Here is a 23333-nt window from a genome sequence, read left to right as displayed (position 1 = left end):
TTATTTTTTGTCACATCCTAAGACTGGCGGGACCCCTGGTGATAGAAGTCTGATTTTTATTATAAGCTGTCCGTTTTTCCTTCTGTCCCTTGTTCTGCTAGAATAAGGGTATGATAATTTGACAAGTTAGTGCTGAATACCATAAATGGAGGATGAGGTATGTCCAAAAAATTAGTGTTGATTGATGGAAATAGTATTGCCTATAGGGCGTTCTTTGCGCTTCCTTTACTGAATAACGATAAAGGAATTCATACAAATGCTGTGTATGGATTTACGATGATGCTGATGCGTATTTTGGAAGAGGAAAAGCCGACGCATATGCTCGTGGCATTTGATGCGGGAAAAACAACATTTCGTCATGAAACTTTTAAAGAATATAAAGGTGGAAGACAAAAGACTCCCCCTGAGCTATCAGAGCAATTTCCGTTTATTCGCGAATTACTCGATGCATATAAAGTTCAACGCTATGAACTTACTAACTACGAAGCGGACGACATTATCGGAACAATGTCAACACAAGCGGAGCAAGAAGGGTTTGAAGTCAAAGTCATTTCCGGTGATAAAGATTTACTTCAACTTGTTTCACCTCATACGACGGTTGATATCACAAGAAAAGGAATTACGGATGTTGACTCCTACACGCCTGAAGCCATTCAAGAAAAGTATGGGATTACCCCTGCCCAAATTATTGATATGAAGGGACTGATGGGTGATAATTCAGACAATATTCCCGGCGTACCGGGAATCGGGGAGAAGACCGCTTTAAAGTTATTGAAGGAACATGGCACGGTTGAAGAGTTACTAAATGCCATTGGACAAGTGAACGGAAAAAAACTAAAAGAAAAGTTGGAAGAATTCCGCGATCAAGCTATCATGAGCAAGGAGCTAGCTACCATTACCCGTGAAGCGCCAGTGGAAATCGAGTTAGACAATCTAACTTATGAGGGATATAACCAGGAAAAAGTGATCGAACTGTTCAAGGAACTTGGATTTAACTCTTTATTAGAAAAGATTGAAGGAACCGCGGTTGATGAAACGAAAGAAGATCTTGAAGAAGTTAGCTTTGAACGTTTAAAGGACATTACGGAAGCCATACTACAAGATGAAGCAGCCCTTATTGTAGAGATGGCGGATGATAATTACCATCATGCGGAACTGGTCGGATTTGGCCTTGTGCATAATCAAGGGCAATATTTCATTCCAGCGGAAGCAGCCCTTCAGTCTTCCGTCTTCAAAGCCTGGTTGGGAGATGAAAGCAAAAAGAAATATGTGTTCGACGGCAAAAAGTCGATTGTCGCCTTAAAGTGGAGAGGCTTAGCCTTGGAAGGCATCGAGTTTGATTTGTTAATTGCTTCATACATTTTAAACCCTGCTGATTCAACAGAAGACATGGCAACCATCGCGAAGAATAAAGGCTATACACAGATAAGGTCAGAGGAAGCGGTTTATGGAAAAGGGGCCAAACGACATGTGCCGGAAGAGAAGATCGTGGCAGAACATATAATCAGAAAAGCCGTCGCATTATATCAATTACGTTCACAAATGCTGCAAGAGCTAAAAGAAAATGAACAATATGAGTTGTTCACCGAACTAGAAATGCCGCTTTCTTTCATTTTGGCAGATATGGAATACCAAGGGGTTAAAGTTGATCTCAATCGTTTAAACAATATGGGAGAGGAAATCAGCGAGCAGCTGAACGAGATTGAAAAAAATATTTATGAATTGGCAGGAACAGAGTTCAACATCAACTCTCCTAAGCAGCTTGGGTCCATCCTTTTCGAAAAGCTGAACCTTCCTGTTATCAAGAAGACTAAAACCGGCTATTCTACTTCAGCGGATGTGTTGGAACAGCTGGCAGAGGCCCATGAAATCATTCCACAAATTTTGCATTACCGCCAGCTCGGAAAATTGCAGTCCACGTATATTGAGGGATTAAAGAAAGTCATTCATAAAGAAACGGATAAAGTTCATACACGCTTTAATCAAACATTGACCCAAACAGGGCGTTTAAGTTCAACAGATCCTAATTTGCAAAATATCCCGATTCGACTTGAAGAGGGGAAAAAAATCAGACAAGCATTTGTTCCTTCTCAAGAAGGCTGGGTCATTTTTGCGGCGGATTATTCGCAAATTGAACTTCGTGTCCTTGCCCATATTGCTAAGGATGAGAAATTGATTGACGCGTTTAACCATGATATGGACATTCACACGAAAACAGCCATGGATGTCTTCCATGTCAAAGCGGAAGAAGTGACAGCCAATATGAGACGTCAGGCTAAAGCGGTAAACTTTGGGATTGTTTATGGAATTAGTGATTATGGATTATCACAAAGTTTAGGAATTACAAGAAAAGAGGCAGGGAAATTTATCGAACGCTATTTAGACAGTTTTCCCGGTGTAAAAGAGTACATGGAAGAGAGCGTAAGGGATGCTAAAGAAAAAGGCTATGTCACCACTTTATTGCATCGTCGCCGTTATATTCCTGACATTACGAGCCGCAACTTTAATTTGCGCAGCTTTGCTGAACGTACAGCGATGAATACTCCAATTCAAGGAAGTGCAGCCGATATCATCAAAAAGGCAATGATTGATATGGCGGAGCGCCTTCAAGAGGAGAAACTGCAAACAAAGTTATTGTTGCAAGTACATGACGAATTGATTTTTGAAGCACCAGAGGAAGAGATTGAGAAGCTAAAGCGGCTTGTCCCGGAAGTCATGGAACAAGCCATTGAACTAAACGTTCCTCTCAAAGTTGATTATTCATACGGAAAGACTTGGTTTGACGCAAAGTAAGTAAAGGAAGTGAACAAAATGCCTGAGCTCCCGGAAGTTGAGACCGTTAGACGGACACTCCTTAAATTAGCAAAAGGAAAAACGATTCAAGATATAAAGGTATTATGGCCCAATATTGTGAAAAAGCCGGAAGAAGTGCAGCAATTCAGGGATGCTCTCATTGGACAAAGGATTTACGATGTAGGGCGCCGCGGCAAGTTTTTGAAAATTTATTTGGATGATTATGTGCTCGTCTCTCATTTGCGTATGGAGGGACGGTATGGTCTATATGAGAGAGAAGAACCATATGACAAACATACTCATGTATTTTTTGAATTTACTGATGGAACGGAGCTTCGCTATCGCGATGTCCGGAAATTCGGTACGATGCATCTGTTTAAAAAAGGAGAAGAAGAATTATCCCCGCCATTGGCCCAGTTAGGCCCTGAGCCGTTTTCTGATCAATTCACTCCCGCTGCCTTATATGAACAGCTGCAAAAAACAAATCGGAAAATAAAAGCCGTGTTGCTGGATCAAAAAGCAGTGGTCGGACTTGGGAACATTTATGTAGATGAAGCATTGTTTCGGGCCGGAATCCATCCGGAAAGGACAGCCAATCAGTTAAATAAAGAGGAAGTAACGAAACTTCATCAAGAAATTGTTGAGACACTAAAAGAAGCAGTAGAAAAAGGCGGAAGCACCATCCGAACATATGTCAATACACAAGGTGAAATCGGCATGTTCCAGCTTCAGTTATTTGTGTACGGCAAAAAGGGAGAAGCATGCCAAAGGTGCGGTACAGCCATTGAAAAAATGGTGGTAAGCGGCAGAGGAACCCATATCTGTCCTCAGTGCCAGCGTCTTGATTAATAAAGTGAAATTAATCGCGTTCATATCTACTGCTCCTTAGAAAGGCATAAACAATGGATGGGCTCTTTCCATATACTAACGTAGAAACATGAATGGAAGGAGCCGAACGATGATCAGTACGCTTTCCTTATTTATTTTGGCTTTTGCAGTCAGCTTAGACAGTTTCAGTGTAGGGCTCACATACGGGCTTCGAAATATGTTCATTCCGTTAAAATCCATTGTCATTATTTCTATGTGTTCTGCAGTGTCGTTGGGGCTTTCAATGGTATTAGGAAAGGGAATTGCCCGTTTATTCTCACCGCAATTAACAGAAAAGGTCGGGGGATTTATTTTAGTTATGCTTGGAGCCTATGTGCTCTATCAGTTTTTTCGTCCTGAAGATTCATCTCCTTCCCCTCCAGAAGAAAAAGTGTTATGGAAGCTGGAAATCAAATCATTTGGTGTTGTCATTCACATATTGAAAAAGCCAACTGCCGCTGACTTTGACCAATCGGGCTCCATCACTGGAATCGAAGCAATCATGCTTGGTTTGGCCTTGTCTTTGGATGCATTTGGTGCGGGGATTGGTGCAGCGCTCCTGGGCTACTCTCCCATTTATTTAGCCATAATTGTAGCGGTGATGAGCTCGTTTTTCTTATCGATGGGAATAAAGTGCGGAAAAGTTCTTGCCGGCTTCAAATGGATGCGAGCATTTTCCTTTATACCTGGAGTGCTGCTGATTATGTTGGGGATTTTGCGCTTATAGTTTTTAGATCGAAGAAAGGGGAAACGAATATGGCTCTTGTTATTGGTTTAACAGGAGGTATCGCCAGCGGGAAAAGCACAGTTTCTAATATGTTAAAGGAACTTTCCATTCCTGTTATTGATGCTGATCAAATCGCAAGAGAAGTAGTTCAAAAAGATAAACCAGCCTATGAAGAAATTGTACGGACATTTGGAGTGGATATTTTAGCACCCGATTTACAAATTGATCGTGCCAAATTAGGAGCCATTGTGTTTCATCAAGAAGAAAAGAGGCAGTTATTGAATCAAATTGTTCATCCGGCTGTTCGAAAAGAAATGCTTGCACAAAAAGAGGCATTTTTGCAAGAAGGGCATTCAACCGTTGTATTGGATATCCCCTTGCTGTTTGAAAGCAAGTTAACTTCCCTTGTGGATAAGATTTTATTGATATTTGTGGATGATCATGTTCAGCTTGAACGTTTAATGAAGAGAAACCATTTTACAGAGGCGGAAGCGGAAGCAAGGATTCAATCACAGATGCCGCTTAGCCAAAAAGTGCCCCTTGCCGATGAGGTCATTAATAATAACGGGTCCATTGACGAAACAAAGAGACAATTATTAGCCATCCTCGCCAAGTGGAATGTTCTTTCATGAACAAAGGGCTGACTCGAAGGAATGTTTTTTATTCCTTCGAGTCAGCCCTTTTATATTTTTCGAAATATTTTTAATTTAAAAATAGATATTTTAATCAACCGTTTTTTGTTCAAATGTGTTATACTCAAACTGTGATAAACGTTAAATAAGTATGACATATATAGAGAGGGGATTAGCCATGAAAGCAAGAGTTGCTATTAATGGTTTTGGGAGAATCGGAAGAATGGTGTTTCGCAACATTATAAATGAGGAAAACATTGAGGTGGTGGCAGTAAATGCAAGTTATCCTGCCGAGACGTTAGCCCATTTATTGAAATATGATTCTGTTCACGGTAAATTCGAGGGGGAAGTTATTTCGGGAGATGACGCCTTAATTGTAAACGGTAAAACGGTTCAACTTTTGAGTTCGCGCGATCCTTTATACTTACCTTGGAAGGACCTAAATATTGACCTTGTCATTGAAGCAACCGGAAAATTCAATTCACGTGACAATGCAAAGCTTCATTTGGACGCAGGTGCGAAAAGAGTAGTGCTAACAGCACCTGGAAAGGATGAGGACATTACTATTGTAATGGGAGTCAACGAAGATAAGTTTGATGTGGAAAAGCACTTCATTGTGTCCAATGCTTCATGTACAACAAATTGTTTAGCGCCTGTTGTAAAAGTGCTCGATGATGCGTTTGGAATTGAAAATGGTTTGATGACAACGGTTCATGCTTATACAAACGATCAAAAGAATATCGATAATCCACACAAAGATTTACGCCGTGCCCGTTCTTGTGCGCAGTCCATTATTCCAACAACAACAGGTGCAGCGAAAGCGTTAGCTCTTGTCTTGCCTCATTTAGAAGGTAAATTACACGGAATGTCTTTACGTGTTCCAACACCAAACGTCTCTTTAGTGGATTTGGTGGTTGATGTGAAAAAGGACGTAACAGTAGATGAAGTAAACACAGCTTTCATGCAAGCAGCTGGGGGAACATTAAAAGGGATTCTTGATTACACGGTTGAACCGCTTGTGTCCATCGACTTTAATACGAACCCTCATTCTGCCACTATTGATGGTCTCTCTACAATGGTTATGGATCAGCGTAAGGTAAAAGTGCTTGCCTGGTATGATAATGAGTGGGGCTATTCAACAAGAGTGGTGGATTTAGTTAAATATATGGCAGCCAAAATGGCCCGACCCTCAATGATGAAAATTGGATAATGATAAATTTGTTTACCAAATAATGAATTGAATGGTATTTCTTTGTATGCGCTTAACCATTACCAGGATAAGCGCATTTTTAATTTTGCGTTTATCTCCACGAAGTTTAGGATAAAGTAATAAAGAATCGCCGCAAATACCCTTTAACAATCTCATGAAAAAAATATAAAATCATGTGTTGCAAAATTAAATTAAACAAAGTATACTATGTTTCGTGAACTTCTTAATCCGCTTCGGCGATGTGGCTACTTAAAGGGTTAGGACCTCTTTGGACTAACTTTCCCCCGTGGTAGTTGACATTCCATACAGCAAAGGATTTCATGATTAGTCGATCAAAATTTGTTAAAGGGGGAACCATTAATATGGAAACAATGGGTCGTCACGTAATCTCGGAGTTATGGGGTTGCGATTTTGATAAGTTGAATGATATGGAGTTTATTGAAAAGACATTTGTAGATGCTGCGTTAAAATCAGGCGCTGAAGTTCGTGAAGTAGCGTTCCATAAGTTTGCTCCACAAGGTGTAAGTGGTGTGGTGATTATTTCTGAATCCCATCTAACCATCCACAGCTTCCCTGAACATGGTTATGCAAGCATTGATGTATATACATGTGGAGATTTAGATCCTACAATCGCTGCTGATTATATTGCAGAAGCGTTAGGAGCTCAAACTCGCGAAACAATTGAAGTACCGCGCGGTATGGGCCCTGTGCAGGTAAAACAAGCGCAAGTGAAAGCTCTTTAATGAATGTGAAAAATGACGAGAGGTGTATTTTATGCACCTCTTTTTATTATATTCTGTAATAATTTAGTAAGGAGGAGTTGGAGCAAATGGGTCTGCTGCAATCTTTAAAACAAGCATTCTCTAATCACTGTGAAACGGCTGATCATCATGACAATGACCAATTAAGAACACACTACTATAAAGCGACAACAGCCAATGCATTTACGGCAATCAAAAAATTGGTGGAAGAATTGGATGGGTTTGAGTTGTTATCAGCTTCGGAAGAACATGGCGAAATAAGCGTGAATATAAAAAAGGGAAAGAAAGCGTTTATGGTCATCAGTGTTGTCTCCCTAAGACCGTTTGAAACAGCTGTTGATTTCTCGGTAACAACCGAAACCGTTTTTATTCCCTTTGATTTCGGTTATAGCAAAGAATTGGTAAAGAAAATGTACGAGCTATTGGACCAAAAATTAGTACTTATGAAAACGGGACAATCATTAACGAAGCAATCAAGATTTCAGTAGGATAGACTTGTATTCGCACATCATTTTCTATAAGATGAGATTAAAAGAAATTATTGGAGCTGAGAGAATGAAGTGCCCTTCTTGTCATTTTAATGGAACAAGAGTATTGGACTCTCGTCCTATTGAGGAAGGACGGTCTATCCGCAGAAGACGTGAATGCGAACAATGCCATTACCGGTTTACAACGTTTGAAAAAGTCGAAGAACTTCCCCTTATCGTTGTAAAAAAGGATGGAGCAAGAGAAGAATTTAGTAAGGACAAGCTTTTGCGCGGGCTAATCAAGGCTTGTGAAAAACGTCCTGTTACTTTAAAACAACTTGAAGATACCATATTCGACATTGAAAAAGAGCTTCGCAGTCAGGGAGTGGCAGAAGTGAAATCAGAGGCGGTCGGTGAGATGGTAATGGAGCGTTTAGCAAAAATTGATGAAGTGGCTTATGTGCGCTTTGCGTCCGTTTATCGACAATTTAAAGATATTAATGTGTTTATTGACGAGTTAAAAGAACTAATAAAAAAAGAACGTGCGTAAAAAGAGCTCATAAGGACCCCTTTAAGCTCTTTTTTTATCTTATAGAAAGGTTCGAATGATATGGCAGAACAGCATTGGAAAGAATTGATTCCCGTGGATCGGTATATTGTGCGCTCAAATGGCATTCTTCAGGATTACGACCGTAAAGTATTAACGATGCTTTACCAACCACTAGTCGGTTCTGTTTGCTTTAGCTTATATATGACATTGTGGAGTGAGCTGGAACAAGACCGCTTATGGGGGAAAGAATCGACCCATCATTACTTGATGGCGATGATGCAGATGAACTTGCGGACCATTTATGAGGAGCGTCTAAAACTTGAAGGAATCGGCTTGTTAAAAACGTATGTAAAACAAGAGGAGGACAGCCGTCTATTTGTTTACGAACTCATGCCTCCGCTTACACCGGAACAATTTTTTAACGATGGTGTATTAAATATCTACTTATATAATCGACTGGGGAAAAGCATTTTTCAAAAAGTAAAACATTATTTCTCTGACCGTTCGTTAGAAGAGGGTGGATTTCAGTCGGTTACCCGCTCTTTCAATGATGTTTTTCGTTCCCTTCATACGAGTGAAATGATTAGCAATATAGGAGAAGAAGCGCAGAAAGATTTAAGAGCGGACCCTTCGTTTCAATATATGTCCACCTCTACCAAAGGGCACATTAATATCATCGATGAAACATTCGATTTTGAGCTATTTTATGCGGGGCTCAGTGAATCGCTTGTTCCTAAGAAAGCAATAACAACAAAGGTAAAAAACGCCATTGAAAAATTGGCCTTCTTGTATGGCATTGATGCACTCCAGATGAAAAATATTGTGCTGAGCTCATTAGATGAGAATGACCAAATTGATATTGAATTATTGCGAAAATCCGCACGTGATTTTTATCAATTCGAACATGGGAATGAGCTTCCGCATCTTGTAGAACAAATTCAATCAGCTGCTTTACGGACGATGAATGAAAAAGTGCCCCAAACGCAAGAAGAGCAGTTGATTCGCCAGCTTGAAACGATTTCTCCCAAACAATTGTTAATTGAGCTTTCAGGAGGAGCAGAGCCGGCTCAATCGGATTTGCAAATTATAGAGGATGTGCTGTTTCACCAGAAGCTGACCCCTGGTGTTGTGAATGTTCTTATTTACTATGTTATGCTAAAGGCAGATATGAAGTTGTCTAAAGCGTATGTTGAAAAAATCGCAAGCCATTGGGCAAGAAAGAAGATTAAAACCGTAAAAGAAGCGATGGAACTCGCAAAACATGAGCAAAAGCAATATCAAAACTGGACGGAAACCAAGCAAGCAAAGCGTTCAACCCGTAAGACCGCAATCAGAAAAGAAATCGTACCAGATTGGCTTCAAGGCAAAAAGGAAGAAAAGAAAGAAAAGAAAGAAGAAGCACCTGCTGTTGTGGACTTTGAGGAAGAAAAGCGAAAATTAGAGGAAGAATTACAACAATATCGTCAGCGGAAACAAACATAACTCATGCTGACAGGCAAGAAAGCGGTGAGCGAATTGCAGCGAATAAATAATGCTTTACAAGAATTAGTCAAAAAAGAAGACTTTCAAAAAAGATTTCAGTCGTTGAAAAGTGAAATCATGAAGGATCCCGATATTGCGGCATTCATCAATGAACATAGAGAAATAGTAGATAATCAAATGATTGAGCGAAGCCTGATTAAATTGTATGAGTATACGACGCAAAGCAAACGTTGTGAACAATGTGAATCACTTGGAAAATGCGTCAATATGTTACAGGGATATCAGCCTCGTTTAGTCATTCAAGGAAAAACGATTGACTTGCAGTACGAACGCTGTCCAAGTAAAGTCCGTGATGATGAACGAAAAGAACAGGAGGAATTCATTCAAAGCTTGTACGTGCCAAAAGATATATTAAGAGCATCACTTGCAGATATTGAGATCGAGCAGGGACGAATCGAGGCAATCAAATTAGCCCATGAATTTTTACGGAATTACAATCCTGAGAAGAGAATGAAGGGTCTTTATTTATTTGGCCCGTTCGGTGTTGGAAAAACATATCTGTTAGGAGCCATAGCCAATCAGTTGGCCGAAAGAAAAGTGCGTTCTCTCATCGTATATTTGCCGGAGTTTCTTAGGGAATTAAAAGGTTCTTTCCAGGATCAAAGTTTTAATGAAAAAATTGAATTCGTGAAGAAGTCACCTGTTCTTATGCTTGATGATATAGGAGCGGAATCGGTCACGAGTTGGATGAGGGATGATGTACTGGGAGCCATTCTTCAATTCCGCATGCTGGAAAACTTGCCAACCTTTTTTACCTCCAATTTGAATTTAAAAGAACTTGAACACCATTTAACCTACACGCAGCGAGGAGAAGAAGAAAAGGTGAAGGCGGCAAGGATTATGGAGCGTATCAAAACCCTGGCAATTCCTGTAGAAGTAATCGGGCGAAATAAAAGAGAGTAAAAAATGGGCAAGTATTCTTCACTTGCTCATTTTTTATGAAATCCCCCATATACATATTAGTAATAAGCGTGTCCTAAAGGGGGGATATGATTGATCAAAGTATTTTTTAAGTCAAAAAACGATGCTCGAATCGTTTATGAACGGCTATGTGCGCGACAAAGCGCTTTATTATATTTTCATCCGTGCTTTCAGTTAGTAGAACAGCAGCTATTAATCATTGATACGTCCTCAAACCGTGAAATCGTCCTAGGGAAATTAGTCATTCCTGTTGTAAAGGAATATATTTTGGTGCATAAAGAAGAAGAAATCATGGTGCGTATCTTACAGGAAATGTTCTTTTACACGGATGAGGAAGAAAGGTTTCAAATTATCACTATGATTCGTTCCCTTATGAGCGGAGAAAAAGAAGACGTTCCAATAAAAAACTTTCCACAATCAATAGAAGAGCTTATCACGGATTCTTTAAAGCGCTTTTTTACGGGAAATGTGAGCTTTACGTTTGAATCGTTCATGAGGTTTCGGCTAAAGGACTATATACAGCGACTCATATATTATATAGAACTTGGCATTGATGAATATAAATTGGAGCAGGATTATCAAGTTCTTTTAGACCAGCTTCGCTATATAGCCGATAAACAGGCTTCAAAAACAGAGAGTGTTCATATTGTCCATGATCAGCGTTTCTATTTGTATGATGAGCATTTTTTAGAGATTACAGAAGAGGAGAAGAAGCGATATAGGGGAGAATTGATGATGTGTCACCCAAATCTATACATAGATGAAGACGTAGTCAAACCGCTGCTAGCAATCGCGCCTTCCCGAATTTACATTTATACAGATTGTCCATCCCATTCCATCATTTATACACTTCAAAATATTTTTCAAGAAAAAGTAACAATCCGCTGTAAGCAAGATTTTGTTTTAATGGGCCAAAACAACTATCGACAAGAGGTTGATTTCTAGAAATAAAGAACTTATAATGAACACATAATCTTATATGGACATAGGTCATGACGAGGACACGAGTATATTTTTACGGTTTACAGAGAGGGAAGCCAAGGCTGGGAGCTTTCTATCACGAGAAATATATTTACCGCCTCTAAACTTCAGTAGTGAACAAATGATGCATTTCAGTAATTACTGACGGTATTGCCGTTATCAATTCTTGAGCTGTTTTGGCTGGTGACTCACTTACATAAAAGATTCGCCGCTGATCATCGTCGACTTGGAGGCGAAGAGATTCGCCGCTGATCATTCGCTGAAACAGGAACAAGGGTGGAACCACGATATATCTCGTCCCTTATTTGAGGGACGGGTTTTTTATTGTTTAAAAAAGGTTTTAACGAACCTCAACTATATAAAAGGAGTGTCACAACATGTCTGATATGGTAAAAATCTCATTTCCAGATGGTGCTGTAAAGGAGTTTCCGAAAGGTGCAACAACAGAAGACATTGCCGGCTCAATCAGTCCCGGTTTAAAGAAAAAATCAATCGCCGGAAAATTTAACGGCGAATTAATCGATTTACGTACACCAATCCAAGAAGATGGAAGCATTGAAATCGTAACGCAGGATACACAAGACGCCTTAGAGATTTTACGTCACAGTACAGCCCACTTAATGGCGCAAGCGATCAAACGTTTATATAAAAATGTGAAGCTTGGTGTAGGGCCTGTTATTGAAAACGGCTTCTACTATGACATTGATATGGAGGAATCCATTACTCCAGAAGACCTTGTCAACATTGAAAAAGAAATGAAAAAAATTGTGAATGAAAACTTGGAAATCGTTCGTAAAGAGGTATCCCGTGAAGATGCTATTAAACTGTACGAGGAAATCGGGGATAACTTAAAGCTTGAACTGATTGAAGCCATTCCTGAAGGCGAGACCGTTTCAATTTATGAACAAGGCGAATTCTTCGATCTTTGCCGCGGGGTTCATGTTCCTTCAACTGGTAAAATCAAAGAGTTCAAGTTATTGAGCATTGCAGGTGCCTACTGGCGTGGTGACAGCAAAAACAAGATGTTGCAGCGTATTTACGGTACAGCATTCTTTAAAAAAGAAGATTTAGCTGAACATCTCCGTTTATTGGAAGAAGCGAAAGAGCGCGACCACCGCAAGCTTGGGAAAGAACTGAACTTATTCACAAACTCTCAAAAAGTGGGACAAGGCCTTCCTTTATGGCTGCCAAAAGGCGCCGCTATTCGCCGCGTAATTGAGCGTTACATTGTGGATAAAGAAGAGCGTTTAGGTTATCAACATGTGTATACACCTGTTTTAGGGAGCGTGGAGCTTTATAAAACATCCGGTCACTGGGATCATTATCAAGACGGCATGTTCCCGGCCATGGAAATGGATAACGAGCAGCTTGTTCTTCGTCCGATGAACTGCCCGCATCATATGATGATTTATAAAAATGAAATTCACAGCTATCGTCAATTGCCAATCCGTATTGCAGAACTTGGTACAATGCACCGTTATGAAATGTCAGGTGCGTTATCAGGTTTACAGCGTGTACGCGGTATGACACTAAATGATGCTCATATTTTCGTACGTCCTGACCAAATTAAAGATGAGTTCAAGCGTGTAGTAAACTTGATTTTAGCGGTTTATAAAGACTTCGATCTAAGCGACTACTCATTCCGCTTATCTTACCGTGATCCGCAAGATACAGAAAAATATTATGATGATGATGCAATGTGGGAAAAAGCGCAAAGCATGTTAAAAGAGGCAATGGACGAGCTTGGCTTAGATTATTATGAAGCGGAAGGTGAAGCGGCATTCTATGGTCCGAAATTGGATGTTCAAGTTCGTACAGCCCTTGGTAAAGATGAGACATTATCTACAGTACAGCTTGATTTCTTATTGCCGGAGCGCTTTGACTTAACATATGTAGGAGAAGATGGTAAACAGCACCGTCCGGTTGTTATTCACCGTGGTGTTGTATCTACAATGGAACGATTTGTTGCTTTCTTAATCGAGGAATACAAGGGAGCGTTCCCGACTTGGTTAGCGCCTGTCCAAGTCCAAGTCATTCCTGTATCTCCTGAGGTTCACTTGGATTATGCAAAACACGTACAGGAAAAGTTGCAACTTGAAGGTTTCCGTGTAGAACTGGATGAGCGTGATGAAAAAATCGGCTATAAAATCCGTGAAGCCCAAATGCAAAAAATCCCTTACATGCTTGTCGTAGGGGATAAAGAGGTGGAAGAAGGTGCCGTGAACGTACGCAAATACGGTGAGCAAAAATCGGAAACAGTTAATTTTGAACAATTCAGGGCTTCTTTAAAACAAGAAGTAGCGAAGTAAAAAGCAGCGCTTAAAAACTGGGAGGTCGCTCCTTCCAGTTTTTTATCCGAATAAAAATCCGAAAAAAGTTGTTGCATTAGTAATTTGATTCTGTTAAAATAATTTTTGTTGCGATTAGAGTAGCTTTTCACATTGACATGTCTCGTTGTACATGTTATAATTGGAAAGGTAATTGAATACTTGTTTGTGCGAAAGCAGAAGCACCCGCTTCTCACCTGATTGACGCAATAAGCAGTTGGCAGGTATGAATTTGACTATTTACGTATGTGTAAATATAAAGTGTGGGTGCGGTATGTACTCACACTTTTTTTGTGGGTTCTGTTTGAACAAGACAGTGTGCGTCTGCTCAAACGATGTATTCGCTCATAAAACCTTGGAGGTGGCTACTTATTAGCAAGGATATGATGGTAAACGAGGGCATTCGTGCTCGCGAAGTTCGTTTAATTGACCAAAACGGAGAACAATTAGGTATTAAAACGAAACAAGAAGCGCTAGAGATTGCGTCGCGCGTAAATCAAGATCTTGTTATGGTTGCTCCAAATGCGAAACCACCGGTATGCCGCATTATGGATTACGGTAAATTCCGCTTTGAGCAACAAAAGAAAGAAAAAGAAGCTCGCAAAAACCAAAAGATTATTAGCCTAAAAGAAGTTCGTTTAAGTCCAACAATTGATCAACATGACTTCGATACGAAACTTCGCAATGCGCGTAAGTTCCTTGAAAAAGGCGATAAAGTAAAAGCAAGCATTCGCTTTAAAGGCCGTGCTATTACGCATAAGGAAATCGGTCAACGAGTACTTGATCGTTTTTCAGAAGCTTGTGCTGATGTCGGCTCAATAGAGGCTGCTCCTAAGATGGATGGACGCAGCATGTTCTTAGTTTTAGCACCTAAAAATGAAAAGTAATTGAACGAGGAGGAACACCCTATGCCAAAAATGAAAACTCACCGCGGCGCTGCAAAGCGTTTCAAAAAAACTGGAACTGGTAAGCTTAAACGTTCCCATGCTTACACAAGCCACTTATTTGCTAACAAATCTACAAAACAAAAACGTAAACTTCGCAAAGGTGCATTAGTAAGCACTGGCGATTTCAAACGCATTCGTTCTTTATTAACTAACATGAAATAATTTCGGTCGAAGATAGATAATACAGGAGGGAAACAACTATGCCACGTGTAAAAGGCGGTACAGTAACTCGCAAACGTCGTAAAAAAGTTTTAAAATTAGCTAAAGGTTATTTTGGTTCTAAACATACATTATACAAAGTTGCTAACCAACAAGTAATGAAATCTTTAATGTATGCTTACCGCGATCGTCGTCAGAAAAAACGCGACTTCCGCAAATTATGGATCACTCGTATCAACGCTGCTGCTCGTATGAACGGTCTTTCTTACAGCCGTTTAATGCACGGTTTAAAAGTAGCTGGTATCGAAGTTAACCGTAAAATGTTAGCTGATTTAGCTGTTAACGATGAAAAAGCATTCGCTGAATTAGCGACTGCTGCTAAAAACGGCTTAAATAAATAATTTCAAAAAAACCTCTCTTCCGTTAAGGAAGGAGGTTTTTTATTTAGCAATGACATCTTTGCAATAGGGGGTTGTGAATGATGGGTGATTTTATTTTTGTTTATTATGTACTGATTAACACAGTTGGATTATTGATCATGGCTGTGGATAAAAGCAGGGCCAAACACCACGGGTGGCGTATCCGGGAGAGAACCATATGGATATGCTCATTATTTGGAGGTGCTATCGGCTCAACGGTCGGGATGTCCACATTTCGTCACAAAACGAAGCACCCTCAATTTAAAGTAGGTCTTCCGTTGTTGGCGATCGGCCACTTATTCATCTTGTTTCAATTTATGTAAAAAAGGAGGATATGCATCCTCCTTTTTTACATGGACTTGATAAATTCCTTAATGGGACTTTTCCACTCAATCTTGGCGTACGGATATACAAATTGAACTTCTTGTTCAATCCTTGAAAAATCCATGCGGGTTAACCCTTCCAATTGATCTGGATCCCGAATGGAAATAATGATGGAGACCACCTCAAAAGAATCCGGTGTGGTGCCCAAATATTTTTCCCCGTCAAACAGTACGCCTTTATATGTGAGCAAAAAGTTTTTGCGAACATTTCTTTTTTCATCAAGGAGGTGAAATTCTTTTTTCTCATGTGCATGTTCAAGCTTACGCATTGGGTCTAGGAAATAACGTACCGCTTTAAAGACAACATAGAAAAAAGCTGCGATAATGAGCAAACGCAATAGAATGACAATCATTCCTTGTCCCTCCCATTTCCGTATTCCACTACTTTACGTAGAAATTCTCAAAAGGTTTCAAGTTTCCTGCATTTTGTTATAATTTTTTTATAGCTAACTGAACATAGACAAAACCCTCCATGTCCAGTTAGCTACGTAGAAGACCATTTTAGTCTATTCGAGATGTCCGAACAGAAAGACTATCAATCGTGTATAAAAAGAGAAAATGGATAGTGAAATATAATATAGTATCGAAAGAAGGAGCAAATACGATGAATTATGAACAGTTGTTCGAGATGCAAAAACAGCTTGATCAGCATATTGAAGAAAAACATGATTTGCAGCAGGAAAGGTTAATAGAAAGAAAAATCCTGGCTTTGCTCGTAGAGGTGGGGGAGCTTGCAAATGAGACGCGCTGCTTTAAGTTTTGGAGCGTAAAGCCGCCGGCAGCGAAGGAAACGATTTTGGAGGAATATGTAGACGGTATCCATTTCTTGTTGTCTCTTGGGCTAGAATTGGATGTTCCTGAGCATACCTCCATCCCAACGGCAAAAACGGATTCCACATTAACGAATCAGTTTTTGAAGGTATATGAGTGCATCTCGCATTTCCGAACAAATATGTCACAAGATACATACATTAACATGTTTTCGCAATACTTAATATTAGGTGAATTGCTCGGGTTTTCACCAGAGGATATGAAGCAGGCATATATGGTGAAAAACGAAATTAATTTTCAACGCCAAGAGCAAGGTTACTAATTCGTTTTCGTTTAATTTTTCTGTATAATGTTAGTAAAGGTACATATTGAAGGAGGCTAAGTGATTTTATGACAAAATTGGATGAAACATTGACCATGTTAAAGGATTTAACGGATGCAAAAGGAATTCCAGGCAATGAACGCGAACCGCGTGAAGTAATGAAAAAATATATCGAGCCTTACGCTGACGAAGTCACAACAGACGGATTAGGGAGTTTGATTGCCAAAAAGACAGGCAAAGAAAACGGTCCTAAAATTATGGTAGCAGGTCATTTGGATGAAGTAGGTTTTATGGTGACTCAAATCGATGATAAGGGATTTATCCGCTTCCAAACTGTCGGTGGCTGGTGGTCTCAAGTCATGCTCGCTCAACGTGTGACGGTTGTGACGAAAAAGGGAGACGTAACGGGAGTTATCGGTTCGAAGCCTCCTCATATTTTATCTCCGGATGCACGCAAAAAGCCGGTTGAAATTAAAGATATGTTCATTGATATTGGGGCTTCCAGCCGTGATGAGGCAATGGAGTGGGGCGTGCGTCCTGGTGATCAAGTAGTCCCTTATTTTGAATTTACTGTACTGAACAATGAAAAGATGCTGTTGGCTAAAGCGTGGGATAACCGTATTGGATGCGCCATTGCGATTGATGTATTAAAGCAGTTAAAGGATGCAGATCATCCAAACATCGTATATGGGGTTGGAACCGTTCAAGAAGAAGTGGGATTGCGCGGAGCCAAAACATCGGCTAACTTTATCCAGCCTGATATTGGATTCGGCGTAGACGTAGGAATTGCGGGTGATACACCTGGAGTATCCGAAAAAGAAGCGATGGGCAAAATGGGCAAAGGTCCGCAAATTATTTTATATGATGCGTCCATGGTGTCTCACAAAGGATTACGTGACTTTGTGACAGATGTAGCAGACGAATTGGATATTCCATATCAATTTGATGCAATGGCCGGAGGCGGTACGGATTCTGGATCCATTCATGTGTCTGCAAACGGAGTGCCTGCTTTATCCATTACCATTGCTACCCGCTATATTCATTCACATGCGGCAATGCTTCACCGGGATGACTATGAAAATGCCGTTAAATTGATTGTGGAAGTCATCAAACGTTTGGATGCAGAAGCTGTGAAGAATATTACATTTAACTAATCAGAGAAAAACAGCATAACGTCATATGAAATGACTCTTTTGCGTTTATTTTAACGTAAAAGAGTCATTTTCAGATTTTCGAGAGACTCAAGGGGTCTCCCGAAAATTCGAAAGAAGAGGCTGTCCCCAAGTTTGTAACTTCTGGGCAGCCTCTTCTTAATGTTTAATTCTTTTGTCAGTTATTTGTAATATGCTATTTATTGCCCAAGCCTTTTTCTAACGTTGAAAGCATTTCGTGTTTATCTTCTTCATTGGAGTTTTTCCAGATCACTTCAAATAAAACTCCTAAACCTGGAAGCATTTTTTCTTCACCGCTTTGAATGGCATCAATGATCGTCGCTTCGAGTTCTTGTTGTGTATTCCCTGCAACATTTGATATAACAGCATTTCGTAAATTCAAGCTCATGTTTAGTCACCTCGATTGTTATGTAGAATCTCACTATTATTGTTAGTCTTATGGGTATTTTATATGTAAACAGAATTGAGATATAATGATAACAGTTTAAAAAAAGGGGACAGAATGGTGAAAAGAATTGATTCAGTTAAAAATCCACAAGTGAAGATGTGGAAGAAACTACATACTAAAAAGGAACGCGATAAAACGGGATTGTTTTTAATTGAAGGTTATCATTTGGTGGAAGAAGCCTTGAGGACGAAACAAGTGGTGAAAGAATTGATTGTGTCAGAGAATGTGGATATCCCTTCTGCATGGAATGTAGACAATGTTTCTATTACCATCGTAAGTGATGAAATCATGAAAATGATATCTGATACGGAAACGCCCCAGGGAATCGCGGCATTATGTTATCAACAACACAACGAGTTACCGGCAGATGCACAAAAAGTGTTGTTGCTTGATTCCATTCAGGATCCGGGAAACCTCGGAACGATCATTCGGACAGCAGATGCTGCCGGCGTTCAACTTGTTGTAGTGGGAACGGGGAGTGTAGACTTGTACAATAGTAAGGTTATCCGCTCAACACAAGGGGCAATTTTCCATTTGCCAATTACTAAAGGGAACCTCCAGGACATTATTCCTGTCTTAAAAGAGCAAGGTGTTCCAATTTACGGAACCTCCTTGGAGAATGGTCGTCCTTATACGGAGGTTCCACCAGTGGGTTCGTTTGTTCTGTTAGTCGGCAATGAAGGAAATGGTGTGGAGGAGCAGTTGTTAGCACAAACAAACGAAAATTTGTACATTCCGATTTATGGAAAAAGTGAATCGCTTAATGTAGCGGTCGCAACCGGAATTTTACTGTATTATTTACGCGGGATGTAGTTGCAACATCGTTTCTTTTTCCATATAATAAAGTGAAACAAAATGAATTACATATGAAAAAGCGTAGACAGAGAAGAGTAGCTTATCGCTCGCCATCCAGGGAGGAAATGCCGTGACTGAAAGCATTTTTATGGTCAGAATAAGTGAATTCACCTCAAGAGCTGACACTTGGACCATCAGTAGATGTAAAGGTGCTCCGGTTTAAACCGTTATGTAGATGAAGTTGTACGGCATATATATGTTTGTCGTAAATAAGGGTGGTACCGCGATCAAACCTCGTCCCTTTTTGGGAGGAGGTTTTTTTATTTAAGCTTAAGAAATTTTGGCTTACCACAGTGTCCAGCTCCAGCGCCCAGCCCCTCGAGCCGCTTCGGTCCAGCCGGTGAAGTCAAAGAACGGCTTCACCTTCTGGCCTCCGACGTACAGGATGTACTGGTGCCGACGTTGCCGCAGGACGTGTCGCTTTTAGTCGGCCGGCGCTTGTCGGGGCTGACCAAGGCGCTTGCGCTTTTCTTATCATAAAAAGATGGATGATATAAAGGAGGATTTTTAGCATGAAAGAACGTTTACAAGAGCTGCAGCAGGAAGCAATCGTAAAAATTGAATCGGCAAACGACTTAAAAGAGCTGAACGATGTTCGTGTCGCTTATCTTGGAAAGAAAGGCCCGATTACAGAAGTATTGCGCGGAATGGGGAAATTATCTGCTGAAGAACGTCCTGTAATGGGAGCATTGGCAAACGAAGTACGCGAAGCGATCGCTTCAAGTCTTGAAGCGAAGCAAGCGTTACTAGAGGAGGCAGAAGTGGAGCGTAAGCTGGCGTCTGAAACGATTGATGTCACACTTCCAGGCCGTCCGGTAAAGGTGGGAAATCATCATCCGCTAACAGCGGTTATCGAAGAGATTGAAGATTTATTTTTAAGAATGGGCTATTGTATTGCCGAAGGTCCTGAAGTAGAAAAAGACTACTATAACTTTGAGGCGTTGAACTTGCCAAAAGGCCACCCGGCACGTGATATGCAAGATTCTTTCTACATTACGGAGGAAATTTTACTCCGTACGCACACATCACCTGTACAGGCACGTACGATGGAAAAAAATCAAGGTAAAGGACCAATCAAAATTATTTGCCCTGGTAAAGTATATCGCCGTGACAATGACGATGCGACACACTCACATCAATTTACTCAAATTGAAGGCCTTGTTATTGATGAAAACATTCGTATGAGTGATCTAAAGGGGACGCTTGAGGTATTTGCCAAAAAAATGTTTGGTGAAGAGCGTGAAATCCGTCTTCGCCCAAGTTTCTTCCCGTTCACAGAGCCATCTGTTGAGGTAGACGTTTCTTGCCACAAATGCGGCGGGCATGGCTGCAACGTATGTAAAGGGACTGGCTGGATCGAAATTTTAGGTGCTGGCATGGTGCATCCGAACGTGCTTGAAATGGCGGGTTATGATTCTAAGAAATATCAAGGTTTTGCTTTTGGTATGGGTCCAGAGCGTATTGCTATGCTAAAGTACGGTGTCGATGATATCCGTCATTTCTATACAAACGATGTACGTTTCTTACAACAATTTAAACGAGCGTAAAGGGAGGATCTGCACATGTTTGTGTCATATCGTTGGTTACAAGAGTATGTAGATTTAACAGGGATTTCAGCTAGTGACTTGGCTGAAAAAATTACAAGAAGTGGAATTGAAGTTGAAAACGTGGAAGAATTAGGAGAAGGCATCAGCGGAGTAGTAGTGGGACATGTCGTGGAACGTGAGCAGCATCCGAATGCTGATAAGCTAAACAAATGCTTAGTAGATCTCGGTGAAGGCGAGCCTGTTCAAATTATTTGCGGCGCACCGAACGTAGCACAGGGACAAAAAGTAGCTGTAGCTAAAGTGGGTGCTGTGTTACCTGGCAATTTCAAAATCAAACGTGCCAAGCTTCGCGGTGAAGAATCAAATGGTATGATCTGTTCACTTCAGGAGCTCGGCATTGAAGGAAAGTTTGTAGCAAAAGAATATCAAGAAGGGATTTTTGTGTTTCCGAGCGATGTAGAAGTAGGTTCAGATGCGCTTGAGCTATTAAACTTACATGACGAAGTGCTGGAGCTTGGGCTAACTCCGAACCGTTCCGATGCCTTAAGCATGCTGGGGGTTGCCCATGAAGTAGCGGCAATTCTGGGGCGTGATGTAAAATATCCGGAAATAGCCGTGAAAGAGAACGATGAAAAAGCTTCTGATTTCATTACGGTAAAAGTGGAAGCTAAAGAAGACAATCCTTTATATGTGGCGCGAGTGGTGAAAAACGTAAAAATTGGTCCATCACCGCTTTGGATGCAAACGCGCTTAATGGCTGCAGGTATCCGCCCGCACAACAATGTGGTAGACATTACAAACTACATTTTATTAGAGTACGGTCAGCCGCTCCATGCATTTGACTATGATCGCCTTGGTTCCAAAGAGATTTTAGTGAGACGCGCCCAAAACGGGGAGAAGATGGTAACGCTTGATGATACGGAACGTACGTTAACAGAAGATCACCTTGTGATTACAAATGGTATAGAGCCTGTAGCGTTAGCGGGTGTCATGGGTGGTGCGAACTCTGAAGTGCAAAACGACACGAGAACGGTTTTAATTGAGTCTGCTTACTTCAAAGGGTTAACAGTTCGAACAGCTTCAAAAGATCACGGCCTGCGCAGTGAGGCTAGTGCCCGTTTTGAAAAAGGCATTGATCCAAATCGTACACGTGCGGCGGCAGATCGTGCAGCGGCATTAATGGCGCTATATGCGGACGGTGAAGTAGTAGGCGGCACCGTGGAAGTGGATACGTTAACGATTGAGCCTGCGGTTATATCCATTACATTGGATCGCATCAATGGTGTTCTTGGTACGGCTTTAACAGCGGGGCAAGTAAAGGACATTTTCATTCGCCTTCAATTTGAGGTGAAAGAAGAAGAAGGCAGCTTCGTCGTAACCGTTCCGACAAGACGCGGAGATATTACGATTGAGGAAGATTTAGTGGAAGAGGTAGCCCGGCTTTATGGCTATGACCATTTACCAACAACACTGCCGATTTCGGAAGCAACGCCCGGCCGTTTGACTCCTTATCAAGAAAAACGCCGTAAGGTGCGTCGTTTCCTAGAAGGGGCAGGCCTTCTTCAAGCCATTACGTACTCATTGACAAGTGAAGAAAAAGCAACGCAATTCGCATTCGAACAAGCAGCGCCAATCCGTCTTGCAATGCCGATGAGTGAAGAGCGCAGTACGCTTCGTCTCAGCTTAATTCCTCATCTTTTAGAAACGGTTAAACACAACAATGCGCGCCAGATCGACTCAGTGGCTCTGTATGAAATTGGTTCTGTGTTCTTGCCGACAGCTCAAGGAGAGCTTCCGCAGGAGAAAGAGCGTCTTGCTGGTGCTGTAACTGGTTTGTGGCATATGCACGGATGGCAAGGAGAGAAGAAGGCCGTTGACTTTTATGTAGTAAAAGGTATTTTAGAAGGTCTATTCGAGCTATTAGGTACAGCGGACCTCATCGAATACAAGCTTGCAACCAAAGAGGGCATGCATCCTGGCCGTACAGCGGAAGTATTCTTAAGCGGTGTGGGCATCGGATTTGTAGGCCAGCTTCACCCTGCTGTCCAAAAAGAGTTGGATTTACGCGAAACATATGTATTTGAACTAGATTTGCAAACTCTCTTAACGGTAGATGTAAAAGAAGTACAATATGAAGCAATTCCACGCTTTCCATCTATTTCACGTGACATTGCCCTTGTTGTGGAAAAAGAGATCCCTGCGGGCGAAATTCAACGTGTGGTTCAGGAAGCGGGCGGCAAGCTGCTAAAAGAGGTAATGGTCTTTGACTTATATGAAGGAGAAAAAATGGAACCTGGTAAAAAATCAGTTGCCTTCTCTCTTCGCTACTTCGATCCAGAGCGTACATTAACAGATGAAGAAGTTACAAAAGCGCATAATAACGTATTAAAAGCAGTGGAAGAAGCATTCGGCGCTTCCCTGCGTTCATGATTGAAATCCACATAACGAAATGCTTTTCAGCTTATTCAAGGTGTGATAACAGAAAGGTCATGGATAGCATAAAAAGCAAACGTAAATAAGATAGATAATCTT

Annotated in this window: 24 protein-coding genes and 2 other annotated features; of the genes, 21 read left to right on the top strand and 3 right to left on the bottom strand. The window is 40.9% G+C overall.

Annotation, left to right across the window (positions count from 1 at the left end):
- The first annotated feature begins 159 nt into the window (after positions 1–159).
- The 11 genes from polA to ytxC all read left to right on the top strand — a co-directional run bounded on the left by polA (position 160) and on the right by ytxC (position 11415).
- Positions 160–2793, top strand: a complete 2634-nt coding sequence (polA, locus tag ACFOU2_RS06550; protein ID WP_377913369.1) for a DNA polymerase I — start codon at positions 160–162, stop codon at positions 2791–2793.
- Positions 2794–2811: 18 nt separating this feature from the next.
- Positions 2812–3642, top strand: a complete 831-nt coding sequence (mutM, locus tag ACFOU2_RS06545; RefSeq protein ID WP_377913367.1) for a DNA-formamidopyrimidine glycosylase — start codon at positions 2812–2814, stop codon at positions 3640–3642.
- A gap of 109 nt (positions 3643–3751) precedes the next feature.
- A complete protein-coding gene (gene ytaF / locus ACFOU2_RS06540) occupies positions 3752–4387 on the top strand; it encodes a sporulation membrane protein YtaF (protein ID WP_377913365.1) in 636 nt (211 codons plus the stop codon).
- 29 nt (positions 4388–4416) lie between these two features.
- Positions 4417–5019 (top strand): dephospho-CoA kinase, encoded by a 603-nt coding sequence (gene coaE, locus ACFOU2_RS06535; protein ID WP_377913363.1) that lies wholly within the window; start codon positions 4417–4419, stop codon positions 5017–5019.
- Positions 5020–5197: 178 nt separating this feature from the next.
- Positions 5198–6229 carry a glyceraldehyde-3-phosphate dehydrogenase gene (locus ACFOU2_RS06530; RefSeq protein WP_377913361.1) on the top strand — a complete coding sequence of 344 codons (1032 nt, stop codon included), beginning with the start codon at positions 5198–5200 and terminating at the stop codon, positions 6227–6229.
- A 362-nt stretch (positions 6230–6591) separates the two neighbouring features.
- On the top strand, positions 6592–6972 hold the full coding sequence (gene speD / locus ACFOU2_RS06525) for an adenosylmethionine decarboxylase (RefSeq protein ID WP_377913359.1): 381 nt from the start codon (positions 6592–6594) through the stop codon (positions 6970–6972).
- Positions 6973–7058: 86 nt separating this feature from the next.
- The gene (locus ACFOU2_RS06520) at positions 7059–7478 is read left to right on the top strand and encodes a cytosolic protein (RefSeq protein WP_377913616.1); all 420 of its coding nucleotides are present in this window, start codon (positions 7059–7061) and stop codon (positions 7476–7478) included.
- Positions 7479–7545: 67 nt separating this feature from the next.
- Positions 7546–8007 (top strand): transcriptional regulator NrdR, encoded by a 462-nt coding sequence (gene nrdR / locus ACFOU2_RS06515; protein WP_377913357.1) that lies wholly within the window; start codon positions 7546–7548, stop codon positions 8005–8007.
- 60 nt (positions 8008–8067) lie between these two features.
- Complete coding sequence (locus tag ACFOU2_RS06510) at positions 8068–9489, top strand: replication initiation and membrane attachment family protein (protein WP_377913355.1); 1422 nt, start codon at positions 8068–8070, stop codon at positions 9487–9489.
- A 3-nt stretch (positions 9490–9492) separates the two neighbouring features.
- Positions 9493–10452: a primosomal protein DnaI gene (dnaI, locus tag ACFOU2_RS06505; protein WP_377913353.1), complete on the top strand. Its 960-nt coding sequence runs from the start codon at positions 9493–9495 to the stop codon at positions 10450–10452.
- A 90-nt stretch (positions 10453–10542) separates the two neighbouring features.
- Entirely contained in the window at positions 10543–11415 is an 873-nt protein-coding gene (gene ytxC, locus ACFOU2_RS06500) for a sporulation protein YtxC (protein ID WP_377913351.1), read from the top strand.
- 136 nt (positions 11416–11551) lie between these two features.
- On the opposite strand, the gene ACFOU2_RS06495 is transcribed toward ytxC, so the two are convergent.
- A complete protein-coding gene (locus tag ACFOU2_RS06495) occupies positions 11552–11737 on the bottom strand; it encodes a hypothetical protein (RefSeq protein ID WP_377913349.1) in 186 nt (61 codons plus the stop codon).
- A gap of 91 nt (positions 11738–11828) precedes the next feature.
- On the opposite strand from ACFOU2_RS06495, the gene thrS reads away from it, so the two are divergent.
- The 5 genes from thrS (at position 11829) to ACFOU2_RS06470 (ending at position 15626) form a co-directional block, all read left to right on the top strand.
- Positions 11829–13760 carry a threonine--tRNA ligase gene (gene thrS, locus ACFOU2_RS06490; RefSeq protein WP_377913347.1) on the top strand — a complete coding sequence of 644 codons (1932 nt, stop codon included), beginning with the start codon at positions 11829–11831 and terminating at the stop codon, positions 13758–13760.
- 186 nt (positions 13761–13946) lie between these two features.
- Positions 13947–14076: a sequence feature (ribosomal protein L20 leader region), on the top strand.
- Between the two features lie 37 nt (positions 14077–14113).
- A complete protein-coding gene (gene infC / locus ACFOU2_RS06485; protein WP_377913345.1) occupies positions 14114–14665 on the top strand; it encodes a translation initiation factor IF-3 in 552 nt (183 codons plus the stop codon).
- A 21-nt stretch (positions 14666–14686) separates the two neighbouring features.
- Positions 14687–14887: a 50S ribosomal protein L35 gene (gene rpmI / locus ACFOU2_RS06480; RefSeq protein ID WP_377913343.1), complete on the top strand. Its 201-nt coding sequence runs from the start codon at positions 14687–14689 to the stop codon at positions 14885–14887.
- A 38-nt stretch (positions 14888–14925) separates the two neighbouring features.
- Positions 14926–15285, top strand: coding sequence for a 50S ribosomal protein L20 (gene rplT, locus ACFOU2_RS06475; RefSeq protein ID WP_377913341.1), 360 nt, complete (start codon positions 14926–14928; stop codon positions 15283–15285).
- Between the two features lie 80 nt (positions 15286–15365).
- Complete coding sequence (locus ACFOU2_RS06470; RefSeq protein ID WP_377913339.1) at positions 15366–15626, top strand: DUF1294 domain-containing protein; 261 nt, start codon at positions 15366–15368, stop codon at positions 15624–15626.
- Positions 15627–15652: 26 nt separating this feature from the next.
- Here ACFOU2_RS06470 and ACFOU2_RS06465 read toward each other — a convergent pair whose 3' ends face one another.
- Complete coding sequence (locus ACFOU2_RS06465) at positions 15653–16039, bottom strand: sigma-w pathway protein ysdB (RefSeq protein ID WP_377913337.1); 387 nt, start codon at positions 16037–16039, stop codon at positions 15653–15655.
- Between the two features lie 251 nt (positions 16040–16290).
- Between ACFOU2_RS06465 and ACFOU2_RS06460 the strand changes: the two genes are divergently transcribed.
- Together ACFOU2_RS06460 and ACFOU2_RS06455 are read left to right on the top strand one after the other, a co-directional pair.
- Positions 16291–16779, top strand: coding sequence for a dUTP diphosphatase (locus ACFOU2_RS06460; RefSeq protein ID WP_377913335.1), 489 nt, complete (start codon positions 16291–16293; stop codon positions 16777–16779).
- A 68-nt stretch (positions 16780–16847) separates the two neighbouring features.
- Positions 16848–17933 (top strand): M42 family metallopeptidase, encoded by a 1086-nt coding sequence (locus tag ACFOU2_RS06455; RefSeq protein ID WP_377913333.1) that lies wholly within the window; start codon positions 16848–16850, stop codon positions 17931–17933.
- A gap of 193 nt (positions 17934–18126) precedes the next feature.
- Here the strand turns inward: ACFOU2_RS06455 and sspI are convergent, their stop codons facing one another.
- Positions 18127–18339, bottom strand: coding sequence for a small acid-soluble spore protein SspI (gene sspI / locus ACFOU2_RS06450; RefSeq protein ID WP_377913331.1), 213 nt, complete (start codon positions 18337–18339; stop codon positions 18127–18129).
- Between the two features lie 114 nt (positions 18340–18453).
- Between sspI and ACFOU2_RS06445 the strand changes: the two genes are divergently transcribed.
- From ACFOU2_RS06445 to pheT, 3 genes are all read left to right on the top strand, one after another.
- A complete protein-coding gene (locus tag ACFOU2_RS06445; RefSeq protein WP_377913329.1) occupies positions 18454–19212 on the top strand; it encodes a TrmH family RNA methyltransferase in 759 nt (252 codons plus the stop codon).
- Between the two features lie 55 nt (positions 19213–19267).
- Positions 19268–19499 (top strand) — a binding site (T-box leader).
- Between the two features lie 267 nt (positions 19500–19766).
- On the top strand, positions 19767–20801 hold the full coding sequence (gene pheS, locus ACFOU2_RS06440) for a phenylalanine--tRNA ligase subunit alpha (RefSeq protein ID WP_377913326.1): 1035 nt from the start codon (positions 19767–19769) through the stop codon (positions 20799–20801).
- A 15-nt stretch (positions 20802–20816) separates the two neighbouring features.
- Positions 20817–23231, top strand: coding sequence for a phenylalanine--tRNA ligase subunit beta (pheT, locus tag ACFOU2_RS06435; protein WP_377913324.1), 2415 nt, complete (start codon positions 20817–20819; stop codon positions 23229–23231).
- Positions 23232–23333: the final 102 nt, after the last annotated feature.

Source organism: Bacillus songklensis, assembly GCF_042649685.1.
GTDB lineage: Bacteria > Bacillota > Bacilli > Bacillales > Bacillaceae_H > Bacillus_BA > Bacillus_BA songklensis.
This window is presented reverse-complemented; position numbering and strand designations above follow the sequence as displayed.

Coding starts and splice junctions, on each gene's coding strand:
- pheT (WP_377913324.1), top strand. CDS start 20,817: ATGTTTGTGTCATATCGTTGGTTACAAGAGTATGTAGATTTAACAGGG.
- rpmI (WP_377913343.1), top strand. CDS start 14,687: ATGCCAAAAATGAAAACTCACCGCGGCGCTGCAAAGCGTTTCAAAAAA.
- ACFOU2_RS06465 (WP_377913337.1), bottom strand. CDS start 16,039: ATGATTGTCATTCTATTGCGTTTGCTCATTATCGCAGCTTTTTTCTAT.
- ACFOU2_RS06455 (WP_377913333.1), top strand. CDS start 16,848: ATGACAAAATTGGATGAAACATTGACCATGTTAAAGGATTTAACGGAT.
- sspI (WP_377913331.1), bottom strand. CDS start 18,339: ATGAGCTTGAATTTACGAAATGCTGTTATATCAAATGTTGCAGGGAAT.
- rplT (WP_377913341.1), top strand. CDS start 14,926: ATGCCACGTGTAAAAGGCGGTACAGTAACTCGCAAACGTCGTAAAAAA.
- coaE (WP_377913363.1), top strand. CDS start 4,417: ATGGCTCTTGTTATTGGTTTAACAGGAGGTATCGCCAGCGGGAAAAGC.
- ACFOU2_RS06460 (WP_377913335.1), top strand. CDS start 16,291: ATGAATTATGAACAGTTGTTCGAGATGCAAAAACAGCTTGATCAGCAT.
- infC (WP_377913345.1), top strand. CDS start 14,114: ATGTATTCGCTCATAAAACCTTGGAGGTGGCTACTTATTAGCAAGGAT.
- speD (WP_377913359.1), top strand. CDS start 6,592: ATGGAAACAATGGGTCGTCACGTAATCTCGGAGTTATGGGGTTGCGAT.
- ACFOU2_RS06470 (WP_377913339.1), top strand. CDS start 15,366: ATGGGTGATTTTATTTTTGTTTATTATGTACTGATTAACACAGTTGGA.
- mutM (WP_377913367.1), top strand. CDS start 2,812: ATGCCTGAGCTCCCGGAAGTTGAGACCGTTAGACGGACACTCCTTAAA.
- ACFOU2_RS06510 (WP_377913355.1), top strand. CDS start 8,068: ATGGCAGAACAGCATTGGAAAGAATTGATTCCCGTGGATCGGTATATT.
- ytaF (WP_377913365.1), top strand. CDS start 3,752: ATGATCAGTACGCTTTCCTTATTTATTTTGGCTTTTGCAGTCAGCTTA.
- nrdR (WP_377913357.1), top strand. CDS start 7,546: ATGAAGTGCCCTTCTTGTCATTTTAATGGAACAAGAGTATTGGACTCT.
- polA (WP_377913369.1), top strand. CDS start 160: ATGTCCAAAAAATTAGTGTTGATTGATGGAAATAGTATTGCCTATAGG.
- pheS (WP_377913326.1), top strand. CDS start 19,767: ATGAAAGAACGTTTACAAGAGCTGCAGCAGGAAGCAATCGTAAAAATT.
- thrS (WP_377913347.1), top strand. CDS start 11,829: ATGTCTGATATGGTAAAAATCTCATTTCCAGATGGTGCTGTAAAGGAG.
- ACFOU2_RS06530 (WP_377913361.1), top strand. CDS start 5,198: ATGAAAGCAAGAGTTGCTATTAATGGTTTTGGGAGAATCGGAAGAATG.
- ACFOU2_RS06445 (WP_377913329.1), top strand. CDS start 18,454: ATGGTGAAAAGAATTGATTCAGTTAAAAATCCACAAGTGAAGATGTGG.
- ACFOU2_RS06520 (WP_377913616.1), top strand. CDS start 7,059: ATGGGTCTGCTGCAATCTTTAAAACAAGCATTCTCTAATCACTGTGAA.
- dnaI (WP_377913353.1), top strand. CDS start 9,493: ATGCTGACAGGCAAGAAAGCGGTGAGCGAATTGCAGCGAATAAATAAT.